The organism is Methylobacterium sp. D54C (genome assembly GCF_053345595.1).
In genome coordinates this window covers 24,172-38,209 of the sequence record NZ_JBKFAK010000023.1, presented here as the reverse complement: position 1 = coordinate 38,209, position 14,038 = coordinate 24,172, and the positions used below count along the sequence as shown (strand labels likewise).

At 70.4% G+C, this 14,038-nt stretch carries 11 protein-coding genes; 8 read left to right on the top strand and 3 right to left on the bottom strand.

What is annotated here, in order from left to right; all coding sequences use genetic code 11:
* Positions 1-2 precede the first annotated feature (2 nt).
* Positions 3-491, bottom strand: a complete 489-nt coding sequence (locus tag ACLBYB_RS27075) for a hypothetical protein (RefSeq protein WP_020095310.1) — start codon at positions 489-491, stop codon at positions 3-5.
* 181 nt (positions 492-672) lie between these two features.
* On the opposite strand from ACLBYB_RS27075, the gene ACLBYB_RS27070 reads away from it, so the two are divergent.
* Positions 673-1,683, top strand: coding sequence for an alpha/beta fold hydrolase (locus ACLBYB_RS27070; RefSeq protein WP_447700628.1), 1,011 nt, complete (start codon positions 673-675; stop codon positions 1,681-1,683).
* A 76-nt stretch (positions 1,684-1,759) separates the two neighbouring features.
* On the opposite strand, the gene ACLBYB_RS27065 is transcribed toward ACLBYB_RS27070, so the two are convergent.
* Positions 1,760-2,935, bottom strand: a complete 1,176-nt coding sequence (locus ACLBYB_RS27065) for an amidinotransferase (protein WP_020095308.1) — start codon at positions 2,933-2,935, stop codon at positions 1,760-1,762.
* Between the two features lie 210 nt (positions 2,936-3,145).
* Here ACLBYB_RS27065 and ACLBYB_RS27060 point away from each other — a divergent pair, with 210 nt between their 5' ends.
* From ACLBYB_RS27060 to ACLBYB_RS27035, 6 genes are all read left to right on the top strand, one after another.
* Positions 3,146-4,258: a flippase-like domain-containing protein gene (locus ACLBYB_RS27060; RefSeq protein WP_091980928.1), complete on the top strand. Its 1,113-nt coding sequence runs from the start codon at positions 3,146-3,148 to the stop codon at positions 4,256-4,258.
* Positions 4,249-4,872: an MlaC/ttg2D family ABC transporter substrate-binding protein gene (locus tag ACLBYB_RS27055; RefSeq protein ID WP_132366808.1), complete on the top strand. Its 624-nt coding sequence runs from the start codon at positions 4,249-4,251 to the stop codon at positions 4,870-4,872. The genes ACLBYB_RS27060 and ACLBYB_RS27055 overlap by 10 nt, the downstream gene beginning before the upstream one ends.
* An 86-nt stretch (positions 4,873-4,958) precedes the next feature.
* The gene (gene hpnI, locus ACLBYB_RS27050) at positions 4,959-6,167 is read left to right on the top strand and encodes a bacteriohopanetetrol glucosamine biosynthesis glycosyltransferase HpnI (protein ID WP_447683430.1); all 1,209 of its coding nucleotides are present in this window, start codon (positions 4,959-4,961) and stop codon (positions 6,165-6,167) included.
* 57 nt (positions 6,168-6,224) lie between these two features.
* A complete protein-coding gene (hpnJ, locus tag ACLBYB_RS27045; RefSeq protein WP_076729250.1) occupies positions 6,225-7,658 on the top strand; it encodes a hopanoid biosynthesis associated radical SAM protein HpnJ in 1,434 nt (477 codons plus the stop codon).
* A 121-nt stretch (positions 7,659-7,779) separates the two neighbouring features.
* The gene (gene hpnK, locus ACLBYB_RS27040; protein WP_447700627.1) at positions 7,780-8,622 is read left to right on the top strand and encodes a hopanoid biosynthesis-associated protein HpnK; all 843 of its coding nucleotides are present in this window, start codon (positions 7,780-7,782) and stop codon (positions 8,620-8,622) included.
* Between the two features lie 32 nt (positions 8,623-8,654).
* Positions 8,655-9,530 (top strand): bifunctional helix-turn-helix transcriptional regulator/GNAT family N-acetyltransferase, encoded by an 876-nt coding sequence (locus ACLBYB_RS27035; protein ID WP_447700626.1) that lies wholly within the window; start codon positions 8,655-8,657, stop codon positions 9,528-9,530.
* Between the two features lie 45 nt (positions 9,531-9,575).
* Here ACLBYB_RS27035 and ACLBYB_RS27030 read toward each other — a convergent pair whose 3' ends face one another.
* Entirely contained in the window at positions 9,576-12,242 is a 2,667-nt protein-coding gene (locus tag ACLBYB_RS27030; protein ID WP_447700652.1) for an MMPL family transporter, read from the bottom strand.
* Positions 12,243-12,862: 620 nt separating this feature from the next.
* Here ACLBYB_RS27030 and hpnH point away from each other — a divergent pair.
* Complete coding sequence (gene hpnH / locus ACLBYB_RS27025; protein WP_020095300.1) at positions 12,863-14,026, top strand: adenosyl-hopene transferase HpnH; 1,164 nt, start codon at positions 12,863-12,865, stop codon at positions 14,024-14,026.
* Positions 14,027-14,038: the final 12 nt, after the last annotated feature.

Here is a 14,038-nt window from a genome sequence, read left to right as displayed (position 1 = left end):
GTCTAGCCCGCGCGGCGGATCCGCGAAAGCCCGGGCCGGGGCGCGACCCGACAGACCGTGCGGTCGTCTCGGAGGGCGTCCGCGCGCGGGCCGGTCTCGCACAGCATCAGGATCCGGCCGGCGCCACCCCGGCGCGGGGCATCGGCCAGCAGGCTGGCCTGGTGGAGGTTGAGCGCCAGCACCTCGACCGCGGCGGCGTCCGCCCCGGCGAGCGCCTGCGCGGCGCGGCCGATCAGGACGAAGTAGGCCGGCGCCGGCTCGCGCTCGCGGGAGGCCACGGTGATGCGGGCGGGGGCGCGGCAATCGAGGCTCAACCGCTCGGCATCCTGCGCCCGGAACACCGCGACGGGGCCGGCCCGGCCGGCCAGGGAGGCACCGGTGGTGCGGATCACCCGCGCGGCGAGGACGTCGCAGGCATCCGCCGCCCGGGCCGGGGCCGGCCCGAGGAGGAGCGCGCCGGCGAGGGCGGTCAGGGTGGTGAGGCGCAGCATCGGGACATCCGCGGCGGGAGACGGTCGCGCCCGGCATATAGCGCGCCCGGGAGATAGCGCGCCCTGCGGCGGGCGCGAAGCCGCGGCGCTCCGCGGGGCGTGGACAGGGACACCCGGATGACCGATCTGAGCGGGCGGCGCGGCGCCGCACGCCGCTCGCAGATCAGGCTCCGACGCGGCCATGCTTCGAACCCTCCTCGCTTCCGTCCTGCTGGCCCTGGTGCCGGCCGGACCCGCTTCCGCAGAGCCGCCCCAGCAGCCGACCTACGGGCCCGAACTCGAGGGCTTCGCCTACCCGTTCCCGGTGGAGCGGTTCCCGTTCACGTCGCAGCGCCAGCCGCTGCAGATGGCCTATCTCGACGTCCGGCCGGCGACGCCGAACGGCCGGACCGCCGTGCTCCTGCACGGCAAGAACTTCTGCGCCGCCACCTGGGAGAGCCAGATCCGGGCGCTCAGCGCCGCCGGGTACCGGGTCATCGCGCCGGACCAGATCGGCTTCTGCAAGTCGAGCAAGCCGCAGGCCTACCAGTTCACCTTCCGGCAGCTCGCCGAGAACACCCGCGCGCTCCTGGACAAGCTCGGGATCGAGCGCCCGATCCTGGTCGGCCACTCCACGGGCGGCATGCTGGCCGCCCACTACGCCCTGCTCTACCCGAAGGCGGTGGCGCAGCTCGTGCTGGTCAACCCGATCGGCCTGGAGGACTGGGCCGCCAAGGGCGTGCCGCCGACCTCGGTGGAGCAGTGGTACCAGCGCGAGCTGAAGGTGACGGCGGCCTCGATCCGGGCCTACGAGACGGCGACCTACTACGCCGGCGCCTGGGAGCCCCGCTACGAGCCCTGGGTCACGATGCTCGCGGGCCTCAACGGCGGCCCCGGCAAGGAGGCGGTCGCCTGGGACTCGGCCCTGCTCTACGACATGATCCTCACCCAGCCGGTGGTCTACCGGTTCCCGCAGATCGCGGTGCCGACGCTGCTCCTGATCGGTCAGAAGGACAACACGGCGATCGGCAAGGACCTCGCGCCGCCGGAGGTGCGGGCGAGCCTCGGCAACTATCCCGAGCTCGGCAAGGCGGGCGCCAGGGCCATCCCGGGCGCGCGGCTCGTGGAGTTCCCGGATCTCGGCCACGCGCCGCAGATGTCGGATCCGGAGGGGTTCAACACGGCGCTGATCGCCGGGATCGCGGCGCGCTAGGCGCCCGCGCGCCGTCCTCCATCGTCCCGGGGCGCTCGCGGCGCCCCGGGACGACGGCGTGCCCGGCGCCTTGATCCTAGAAGTAGGACTTCAGCACGCCCCGGCGGCGGACGTCGAGGGTCGCGCAGTGGAACGAGCCGCCGAACGGGCCGTAGCTGAGGAACGGCGCCGGGATCGGGTCGAAGCCCCAGTCCTTCAGGGCCTTGATCAGCGTCGGCTGGCTCTGGTCGACGACGATCTTCTTCTCGGTGATCGCCAGGACGTTGATCGAGGTCCAGGGCGAGCACATCGAGATCTTGCTCATGAAGCCCTCGACCGGGTCGGGGCGCGGGGCGACCAGCACGTCCCACTTCTTGAGCACGGCCGGCAGCTTCTCGACGTCGACGTAGTCCGGGTTCACCAGCACCTTGCCGGGGGCGAGCGGCATGAACGACGAGTCGATGTGCATCGGCTGCGGGCAGCGGCTCTCGATCTCGTGGATGCGGAAGCCCGGGCCGAGGTGGCGGCGCAGCCACTCGATGCCCATCAGGTTGGTCACGTTGGAGCGGGTCACGAACAGGTCGCGGCCGCAGCGGACGAAGTCGGCGGCGTCGAAGACCGGCTCGAACTCGTTGACCGTGAACTGCATGGGCTCGCCGGCCTTCAGGTTCGGCACCCGGTAATCGTAGTTGTAGAGGTCGTCGGTCAGCTGGGGCCGCGGCGCGGAGGTCCAGCGGGCGCCGGCGCGGAAGTACTCCTTGAACAGCGACCGGTAGGCGTCGCCCTCGAAGTAGCGCGAGCGCCAGCACATCGGGCTCTCGATGATCTCATCGCCGATCACGAGGTACGGGTCGCGCGGGCAGGCGACGCAGAAGCCGCGGGAGGACCAGCGCGGCGCCTTGAACTTCTTCGAGAAGTCCACCGCGTCGGGACGGCGGACCTTCACGCCCTCGCCGGCCAGGATGGTGATGAAGTTGTCGAGCTCGGCCTGGGCGAGCTTCTTCATGAACTTCGGATACTTCCAGCCGCTCGCCAGCCGGTAGAACGGCTGCGCGGCGCGCGGCAGGTTGAAGATCACCGTCAGGTGGTGAGTCGGGATCGTGGCGCCGTCGAGCGAGCCGACGATGACCTCCTCCAGCGGATCCCACTCGTTCCAGGCCATCACCGGCGACTGGGGAGCCGGCACGCCCGGTCCGGTCCCGCCCGGAAAGCCGCCCGCATGCGTGTCGTCGGTCACGGCCTCCAGGGCCGTGATCGGTGATTCGCGCTCCATGACGTGTGCCCCTTCTGCGACGTGCCGCGGCCTTCTGCGCGGGCTTCTCCGCCCCGCCGCCGCTTTGGCCCTCGGTGTGTCAAACGGGTGATAGACACCGCTAATCCGTGCTGCAACGTGACAGAAACGTTCCCGGGCCGATGGACCTATTTCTGCCGCGACCGTGACCGATTTCCCGCATCAAGCCTTACGCGAGCTTGAAAGACGACAATGAAGCGCCTGACGACCTTGGCCTCGATCGCCGGTCTGTGCACGGTCGTCGGCCTGTTCATGTCCTCCGGCCTGGAGGATGTGTCGGCCGCCGTCGTGAGCGCCGGCTGGGGCGCCGCCCTGGTGGTGCTCGCGCGCTTCGTGGCCGTCGCCTGGGCGGGGCTCGGCTGGTACGTCGTGTTCCCCGCCGGCGCGACCAAGCTCGCCGACTGCATCTCGCTCCGCTTCGTCCGCGAGGGCATCAACACGCTGCTGCCCGTCGCCACCGTCGGCGGTGACTTCGTCGGCGCCCGCCTCCTGTCGAAGCGCAACGTTCCGGGCGCGCTCGCGGGCGCCAGCATGTTCGTCGACCTGATGACCCAGGCGCTGACGCAGCTCCTGTTCACGGTGGCCGGCCTCGCCCTGCTGGTCCTGATCTCCGGTGACGGACCGATCGCCCACACGGTCGAGGGCGGGCTGGCCCTAGCGGTCCCGGCGCTCGGCGCCTTCTACCTGATCCAGCGCAAGGCCGGTCATCGCCTGATCCAGGCGCTGCTCAGCCGCTTCGCCTCCGGGCGCGAGTGGCGGGCCTTCGGCGCCATCGACCAGCTCTACGACAGCCTGCGCCGGCTCTACGGCAACCACGGTCGCTTCGCGTTGGCCCTGGTGGTCCACCTCGCCGGCTGGGTGATCGGCACGCTCGAGGTCTATGTCTGCCTGCGGTTCATGGGCTACCCGATCGACTTCGCGCAGGCGCTCATGATCGAGAGCCTCGCCCAGGCCGTGCGCGGCGCGGCCTTCGCGGTGCCCGGCGCCCTGGGCGCGCAGGAGGGCGGACTGATCGCCCTGTGCGGCCTGTTCAATATCCCGGCCGAGGCGGCGCTCGCCCTGTCGCTGGTCAAGCGCTTCGCCGATCTCGGCGTCGGGCTCCCGAGCCTCCTGCTCTGGCACCGGATCGAGTCCAGGCTCCGGTCCGAGACGCCCGAGGAAGAGGAGCGCGAGCCTGAGCCGGAGGCCGGGCGCAAGGCCAAGAGGGTCGCGCAGCCCGCCACCCTCGGCCCGTTCTACAGCTACGCTCCGCCGCGCATGGGGGCGCGGCTCGGCGACGGCGAGGAGTTGAAGAAGTGCGCCTGACCCGCCGGCTCGCGGCCGCCCTCATCGCCGCACCCCTGGCCCTGACCCTGCTCGTCCCGGCCCCGTCATGGGCCGCGGACGATCCGGCCGTTCAGACCGTGCGCGACCTCTACGCCGCCTTCTCGGCTGCGCTGAAGGACGGGCCCGGCCCCCTGCCGGCCCGGGTCGAGGCCGTCGGCCCCGCGCTCGACAAGGCGTTCGACTTCCCCGCCATGACCCGCGTCGCGGTGGGCTCGAAATGGTCGAGCTTCACCCCGGAGCAGCAGGCGGCGGTGATCGACGCCTTCAAGCGCAGCCTGACCGTGACCTACGCCAACCGCCTGGCCCGCGCCGCCGGCGGCAAGTTCGACGTGACCCCGAAGGTCGAGGAGCGGGGCGCCCAGCGCGTGGTGCCGACCCGCGTCACCGCCGCGGACGGCGACGATTCCGCCGTGGACTTCGTCGTCAACGCCGACAACCGCATCCAGGACGTCTTGCTCAACGGCGACGTCAGCGAGATCGCCGCGCAGCGGAACGCCCTGTCGGCGCCGCTGAAGTCCGGGGGCGCCGACGGCGTCGTGAAGTTCCTCCGGGCGCGGGCCGACGGCATGCTCGCGGCCAAGCCGACGCCCTGAGCGGCGCCGGCGCCTGCGCCGACCTGAACCGGCCGTTCGCGGCCATCGCCGCCTCGGCGGCCGGACGATCGCATGGATCCGACCGGATGGATGTCTCCTCCCTGGCGCTGCTCGGCCTCTCGTGGCTCTCGCTGCTCTGCCTGATCCTGGCGGCGGCGGGCTGCGTCTACGGGCTGGCCGCCGCCATCTGCGCGGGCCGCTACGCGGGCCGCCGCCCGCCGGTGCTGCCCGCCGGCGCGACGCGGCCCTCCGTGACCGTGCTGAAGCCGCTCTGCGGCCTCGAGCCCAATCTCTACGCGAATCTCGAGACCGTGCTGCGCCAGGACTACGCCGGGCCGGTCCAGGTCCTGTTCGGCGTCCAGAAGCCCACCGATCCCGCGATCGGCGTGGTCGAGCGCCTGCAGCAGGCCTATCCCGAGGCCCGCATCGACCTCGTGATCGACGGCCGGCAGCACGGGTCGAACCGCAAGGTCTCGAACCTGATCAACATGGCCGAGGCCATCGCCCACGACGTGGTGGTGCTGGCCGACAGCGACATGGTGGTGGGGCCCGACTACCTCGAGCGCCTCGTCGCGGAGCTGTCCCAGGACGGCGTCACCGGCGTCACCTGCCTGTACCACGGGGTCCCGGCCTTCCGGGGCCTGTACGACCAGCTCTCGACGCTCGCGATCGACACCCACTTCCTGCCCAACGTCGTGATGGGCCTGAGCCTCGGTCTGGCGAAGCCCTGCTTCGGCTCCACCGTGGCCTTCACCCGGGCGAGCCTGGAGGCGGTCGGCGGCTTCCGCACCTTCCGCAACGATCTGGCGGACGATTACGCCATCGGCGCCGCCCTGCGCGGCCTCGGCGGCCGGGTGGTGATCCCGAGCTTCACGATCGGCCACACCAGCGTCGACACCGATCTCTCCGGCCTGTGGCGGCACGAGCTGCGCTGGAACCGGACGATTCGCACCGTCGACCCGGCGGGCTACGCCGGCTCGATCGTCACCCACGCCTTCCCGCTCGCCCTGCTGGGCGCGCTCCTGCCCGGCGCCGGCACCGGCGCCCTCTGGGTCGCCGCCGCGGCGCTGGCGAGCCGCGTGCTGCTCTGCCGGCAGCTGGAGCGGGCCTTCGGCCTCGCCCCGCACCCCTACGGACTGTTGCCGATCCGCGACATCCTCTCCTTCCTGAACTTCTCCTGGGCCTTCGTGTCGGGGGCGGTGACATGGAAAGGTCACGATTATCACGTGGTTGCGGATGGCACCCTGATCCCGGACGCCGAACTCGGCCGCGATGCCGGCGCGCCGCTCCGCTGAACCCGGCTTCCTCGTCCTCCGCCCTCCCCCTGGCATTGCCCTGAGGCCTTGAACCCCATGCGCACGCTCTTCCTCCAGGCCCCCACCTTCGACGGTTTCGACGGCGGTGCCGGCTCCCGTTACCAGGCCAAGCGCGAGATCAAGTCGTTCTGGTACCCGACCTGGCTGGCCCAGCCGGCCGCCCTGGTGCCGAACTCGAAGCTGATCGACGCGCCGCCGCACAACATCAAGCTCGCCGAGATCGTGGCCCAGGCCAACGACTTCGACCTCGTCGTGCTCCACACCTCGGTGCCATCCTTCAAGTCCGACGTGAAGACGATCGAGGCGCTCAAGGCCGCCAACCCGAAGCTCATCGCCGGCCTGATCGGCGCCAAGGTCGCGGTCGACGCCGCCGGCGCGATGGCCCAGGCCCCGGTGGTCGATTTCTGCGCCCGCAACGAGTTCGACTTCACCGTCAAGGAAGTCGCCGAGGGCGTCCCGATGTCGGAGATCAAGGGGCTGTCCTATCGCGACGCCAACGGTGTCGTGGTCCACAACGAGGACCGCGAGATCATGACCGACATGGACCAGCTGCCCTTCGTCACCAGCGTCTACAAGCGCGACCTGGAGATGGAGAAGTACTTCATCGGTTACCTGAAGCACCCCTACATCTCGTTCTATTCGGGCCGGGGCTGCAAGAGCCGCTGCACCTTCTGCCTCTGGCCGCAGACGGTCGGCGGCCACACCTACCGCACCCGCTCGGTCGCGCACGTGATCGAGGAGATCAAGTACTGCCTGAAGGAGTTCCCGCAAACCAAGGAGTTCTTTTTCGACGACGACACCTTCACCGACAACCTGCCGCGCGCGGAGGAGATCGCCCGCGAACTCGGCAAGCTCGGCGTCACGTGGTCGTGCAACGCCAAGGCGAACGTGCCGCGCGAGACCCTAAAGGTGCTCAAGGAGAACGGCCTGCGCCTGCTGCTGGTCGGCTACGAGTCCGGCAACCAGCAGATCCTGCACAACATCAAGAAGGGCATGCGGGTCGAGGTCGCCGAGAAGTTCACCAAGGATTGCCACGACCTCGGCATCGCCATCCACGGCACCTTCATCCTCGGCCTGCCGGGCGAGACGAAGGAGACGATCCAGGAGACGATCAACTTCGCCAAGCGGATCAACCCGCACACGATCCAGGTCTCGCTGGCGGCGCCCTACCCGGGCACCTTCCTGTACAAGCAGGCGGTGGAGAACGGCTGGCTCGACATCGAGAACGCCGAGCTCGTCGACGAGAACGGCGTGCAGGTCGCGCCGCTGCACTACCCGCACCTCTCCCACACCGAGATCTTCACTTCGGTCGAGGAGTTCTACAAGAAGTTCTACTTCCGGGCGCCGAAGATCGCCTCGATCGTCAGCGAGATGGTGCGCTCGCCCGACATGATGAAGCGCCGCCTGCGCGAGGGCGTCGAGTTCTACCGCTTCCTCAAGGAGCGTCAGGGCACCGCCAAGGCGGCCTGAAGTCAGGGGTCCGGGGCCTGCGGCCCCGGCGGGGAGCGGGGGAGAGCCCCGCCCCTCTTCCAGGGCTCCGCCCTGGACCCGCGAGAGGGCGAGCCCTCTCGACACCCGTTACGAGGTTACCGTGAAGCGTCTGGTCGTCACCGCGGATGATTTCGGGCTGAGCCCCGAGGTCAACGAGGCCGTCGAGCAGGCCCATCGCGACGGGATCCTCACGGCGGCGAGCCTGATGGTCTCGGCGCCGGCCGCCGCCGACGCCGTGGCGCGGGCCCGGCGGATGCCGTCCCTGCGGGTCGGGCTGCACCTCGTCCTCGTGGAGGCGTGGCCGACCCTGCCGGCGGAACAGCTTCCCGACCTGACGGACGAGGCCGGCCTGATGCGGGCCGACATGGCCCGCCTCGGCCTCGACTTCGCCCGCAGGCCGGCGGCCCGGCGCCAGCTCGCCGCCGAGATCCGGGCGCAGTTCGAGGCCTACCGGGCCACCGGCCTGCCGCTGGACCACGTCAACGCCCACAAGCACTTCCACGTTCACCCGCTGATCGCCGGGGCGGTGCTGCGCGTCGGCCGCGATTTCGGGATGCGCGCCCTGCGGGTGCCGCGGGAGCCGCGCGAGATCCTGCGCCGCGCCGAGCCCGGCGCGCGGCCGCGAGCCGCCCTCGACATCGCGCCCTGGGCGGCGCTGCTCGCCGTCCGCGCCCGGCAGGCCGGGCTGCTGATCCCCGACCGCACCCTCGGCCTCGCGTGGTCCGGCGCCATGACGCCCGCCCGTGTCGCGGCCCTGCTGGCCGAACTTCCGGACGGCCTGACCGAGCTCTACACCCACCCGGCCACCGCCGGCGGCTTCCCCGGCGAGGCGCCAGGCTACCGCTACGCCGACGAGCGCGACGCCCTGATCGCCCCCGCATCCCGGTCGGCCGCCGACGTGTCGGGCGCCGTCCGCGGCGGGTTCTCCGACTTCCTCGGTTGACCCAGGTCGTTATCTGACTTTAGTCAGATAACATGGAGCCTGCCGAGATCGCCCGCGTCCGCCGCTTCGCCCGCGCGGTCACCGCCGAGGTCGGCGCGCTCGATTCCTCGTTCCTCGGTCGCGGCCGTCCTCTGGGTGCGGCGCGGGTCCTGAACGCCATCGGCGCGGGCCGCGCGGAGATCGGCGAGATCCGCGCCTATCTCGGTCTCGATTCCGGCCTGATGAGCCGTCTCCTGCGGAGCCTGGAGGAGGAGGGGCTGGTGGCGACCGCGCCGCATCCCGCGGATGCCCGCCGCCGGGTCGCCTCCCTGACCGAGGCCGGGCGGCGCGAGTTCGCGGCCTACGAGGCGCTGTCGGATGCCCGCGCCGTCGCCCTGCTGGAGCGCGCACCGCAGGTGGACGCGCTGTTGCACGCCATGGACCGGATCGCCCTGGCCCTCGGCCGCGACGCCATCGCGATCCGGGAGGCCGACCCGACCGACGCGGGCGCCCGCGCCTGCCTCGCCGCCTACTACGCCGAGCTCGCGACCCGGTTTGCCGGCGGGTTCGACGTCGCCCTGTCGTGCGACCCGGAGGCCGCCGCCATGGTGCGGCCGCGCGGCGTGTTCCTGCTCGCGAGCGCCGACGGGCTGCCGGTCGGATGCGTCGGGCTCAAGGGGGGCGGCGGCGCGGTCGCGGAGATCAAGCGGCTCTGGATCGATCCCGCGGCCCGCGGGCTGGGCCTCGCCAAGCGGCTGATGCGGGAAGCCGAGGCCGCCGCCCGCGACCTCGGGATCCGGACGCTGCGGCTCGACACCAACAGCGCCCTCCCCGAGGCCCTGGCGCTCTACCGGCGGTCGGGCTGGGTGGAGATCGACCGCTTCAACGACGATCCCTATCCGGACCACTTCTTCGAGAAGGTCCTCTGAGGCTCTCCGAAGCGCCGGCCGCGACCGGCCGGCGCTGCTCGGCTTCTACTTGGCGGGCACCGGATCCTGGTGCGGGGCGGACTTGCGCAGGGCCGCACCGGCCGCCTTCTCGGCTTCCGGACGATCCTCGTCGGGCTGCTCCGGCGGCTCGCCGAGGGTCGCCGGAACCACGAAGAACGCCGCCACCAGGGTGAAGAACAGCGACAGCGCCAGCAGCTTGCCCATGCTGGCCGTGCCCGGATGGCTCGACAGGACCAGCGACCCGAAGGCGCTGCCCGTGGTCAGCGCCGAGAAGAAGATCGCCCGGGTGAGGCTGGAGGCGAGCATGTCGGTCACGCCCGCCCGCCACGCGATCACGTAGTAGATGTGGAACGCCACGCCGACCGCGAGCATCAGCGGCAGGGCGATGATGTTGGCGAAGTTCAGCGGCATGCCGACGATGCGCATCGCCATCAGCGTCCACAGGGTCGCGATCACCAGCGGGCCGAGGGTCATCGCCACGTCCCACGGCTTGCGCAGGGCGACCGAGAGGATGACGAAGATCAGCACGAAGGCCGTCACCGCCGCCTGCACGAAGGCGCCCAGGATCGTGTAGCTCGACTGCGTGGTGGCCACCGGCGCGCCGGTCGCGTGCGGGGCGACCTTCAGGACCTCGTCCGAGAACCGGCGGAGCACGGTGTCGTCGTTCGAGTCGCCCTTCGGGTGAACCTCGATGCGCGCCCGTCCGTCCGCCGCCACCCAGTCGGCCTTCAACTGAGGCGGCAGGTTGTCCAGCGTGATCTTCTCGGGATGCAGCAGGTCGCGCAGGCGGGCGAGCAGCGGCACCAGATCCTTGGTGAGCGCCACCGAGGCCGCCTCGCGCATCTGCACCGGGCCGGCGGCGAGCTTGTCCAGGGTGCCGGCGAGCTGCTTGGCCTCCTGGGCGCCCTTCGCGTCGCCCTTGGCGTCGGCCGAGAGGCCGTTGAGCGCCGCGGCGGCGTCCTTGAGCGCCTTGACGTTGTCGGCGTCGGTCGGCGGCGGCGGCCGGCGGCCGGGATTGAGCACCGGATCGAGCAGCTGGGCCGTGTCGGCGATCTGGGCCAGCTTCTTGTCCTGATCCCGCGGCACGAAGGTGTCGATGCTGTTGACCGAGGCGGTGACCGGCAGGGCCAGGAGCGTCTTCGACAGCGACGGCACCTCCGCGACGCTGGGCGCCAGCACGTCGATGAAGTTCGGGCTGGTCTCGGGATTCTTGATCAGGTCCAGATAGGTCGCGATGGACTGCGTCTTGGCGCTGCGCAGGTGCATCGGGTTCGAGTCGAACGGCAGGTGCCAGAGGAGCGGCGCGCCGGCCAGGGTCAGGACGCCGACGCCGATCAGGATCGGCTTGCGGTGCCGGATGATCCACGGGTCGACGCCGACGAGCCACTCGGTCTGGACCGCGGCCTTCTCGCCCACCGGCTTGAACACCGCGATCAGGGCCGGCAGCAGGATCAGCGAGAACAGGAAGGCCACGATCATGCCGACGCCGGCGATCAGGCCCAGCTCCGACACGCCGCGGAAGGCCGTGGGCAGGAAGGCGAAGAAGCCCGCCACCAGCGACACCGCGGCGAGCGTCAGCGACCAGCCGACGCCCCGGGCGGCGGCGCGGATCGCGCTCTCCAGCGTCGGCTGCTCGTAGCGGTCGGCCCGGTAGCGCACCGAGAACTGGATGCCGAAATCGATGCCGAGCCCGACGAACAGGGCCGCGAAGGCCACCGAGATCGGGTTTAGCTCCTTGACCATGATGAGGCCCAGGGCGGCCGTGACCACGAGGCCCGCGAAGGTGGTGATGATCACCGCGCCGACGAGCTTGCCCGAGCGCAGGGCCAGCCACAGGAACAGCACGATCGCGCCGACGATGATGCTGTTGTTGAGGCCGGCATCCTCCGACAGCGTCGCGAACTCCTCGTCCGCCACGGCCACCGTGCCGGTCAGGCGCATCCGCAGGCCGTTCTGGGCGTCGATCCCGAGATCCTTGGCGACGTTGCGGATCAGCTTGGTCGCCTGGTAGCCGGGCTCCAGGGCGTTGAAGTCGAGGACCGGCTGGATCACCACGAACTTCATCTTGTCGGTGACGCTGGTCTCACCCCCCGAGAGGAGCTCCTGCCAGGACAGGCGCGCCCGCTGACCCGCCAGCACCTTCTGCAGGGTGGCGTCGATCTGCCCCATGGGCTTCTCGAGATCCTCGATCTTGGCCTCGCCGCTCTTCACGCCGCGCGCGCCGAGCGTCAGCACCCGCATGATGCCCCGCAGCGACGGGTCGGCGGCGAGCGGCCCGAGCAGACCCTGCTGCTGGGTCAGCGCCTCCAGGGTCTTGTCGAGGTCCGCCTGCGACATCAGCAGCAGGCCGTTCTTGTTGAAGAACGGGCCGCCGTCGGGCCGGTAGACCGTCTCGATCAGGTTCTTGTGCGCCGTGAGCGCCTTGGCGAGGTTGGCGGCCGCCTCCTCGGTCTCCTCCGGCGTCTCGCCGTTGATGACCGCGACGATGGTGTTGCTGCGCTGCGGGAACGCCTTCTCGAAATTGATCTCGTCCTGCCGCCACGGCTCCTTCGGGTCGATCAGCCGCTCGACGTCGGTGTTGATTCGGAACAGGTGCGCCGCGACTCCGAGGCTCGCGACCGTGAGGAACGCCGTGAAGGCGATCACGAGCCACCGATACCGCACCGAGAACGCGACGAGACTTTCGATCACGAGCACCCTGCCTGTTCGCATCGGACGCGCCCCGTGCGCGACCGGCTCCTGCCATCTGTCCGGTCCGAACCCGGGCCACCGACACGGGCGGGCTCAGGGCTCCGCCGCGCGACGCTCCGCGATTCGGCCGGGTGCGCATCGGGTTCGAGGAACGCCACGCCGCCCGATCCGAGCGCGCCGCGCGCGCCCGGCACCCGACTGATTGCGCCCGATGCGGTCCGCGGTCGAGACATCCGCCGCGGGCCGGGACTTGCATCGCGGCCACGAGGCTCAGTAAAGAGGGCGATGCCAGATTGCAACGCGGCCGCCGTGGCGCGCATCCCGCGCCCGCCCGTGTGCGCTAGCGCACGGCGTTTCTGGCGCGGCCACCCGAATCGTGGGATTCCGGTCGTATTGCCGACGCAATGCACGTGCTGTCCTCGACGATCGGGCGCGTCCGCCCACGGGCTCCGCACGCGCGGTCCATGTGGCGCCGTTGCGTCAGGCACGGAATAAGATGTCATCGCCCCGCCGAAACGGGGTCATTTCAGATTAGTTCCAAGCTAGATCGCTGGAATTCGAGATTTTTTCGCGTTAAGCACCCCGATGTCCCGGGGCCGACGAAGTAAGGAGCCGCAATCTTGGGTATCCCCCTCCGGTACGTCGCGAAGATCGGCGGCTACATCCTGAAGCAGCACCTCACGGGCCGCAAGCGTTACCCGCTTGTGATGATGATGGAGCCGCTGTTCCGCTGTAACCTGGCCTGCGCCGGCTGCGGCAAGATCGACTACCCGGACGAGATCCTGAACAAGCGCCTCCCGGTCGCCGACGCGCTCGAATCTGTGCGCGAGTGCGGCGCCCCGGTGGTGGTGATCGCCGGCGGCGAGCCGCTCCTCCACAAGGACCTGCCGCAGATCGTCGAGGGCATCATCGCCCAGAAGAAGTTCGCGATCGTCTGCACGAACGCGCTGCTCCTCGAGAAGAAGATCAAGGAGTACAAGCCGAGCCCGTACTTCACGTGGTCGATCCATCTGGACGGCGACAAGGAGATGCACGACCAGTCGGTGTGCCAGCGCGGCGTCTACGACAAGGCCGTGGCGGCGATCGCGAAGGCCAAGGAGATGGGCTTCCGGGTCACCATCAACTGCACCTTCTTCAACAATTCCCAGCCGGAGAAGATCGCCGACTTCTTCGACAGCGTGACCCGGATGGGCATCGACGGCATCACCGTCTCCCCCGGCTACGCCTACGAGCGCGCCCCCGACCAGAAGCACTTCCTGAACCGCAAGGCGACGAAGGACCTGTTCCGCGGCGTGTTCCGGCACGGCAAGGAGAAGGGCCGCGAGAAGTGGACCTTCCAGCAGTCGGGCCTGTTCCTCGACTTCCTGGCCGGCAACCAGACCTACCACTGCACCCCGTGGGGCAACCCGACCCGCACCGTGTTCGGCTGGCAGAAGCCCTGCTACCTGCTCGGCGAGGGCTACGCGGCGACCTTCAAGGAGCTGATGGAGACCACCGACTGGGACGCCTACGGCACCGGCAACTACGAGAAGTGCGCCGACTGCATGGTCCACTCGGGCTACGAGGCCTCCTCGGTGGTCGATTCGGTCCGCAAGCCCTGGAAGCCGCTGGTGCACGCGATCCGCGGCATCAAGACCGAGGGCGAGATGGCCCCCGAGGTCAGCCTGGAGAACCAGCGCCCGGCCGAGTTCGTGTTCTCGCGCAACGTCGCGCAGAAGCTGTCCGAGATCAAAGCGGCCGGCGTCGACACGAAGCAGGAAGCCCGCAAGCGCACCGCCGCCTGACCGGCGCACGCG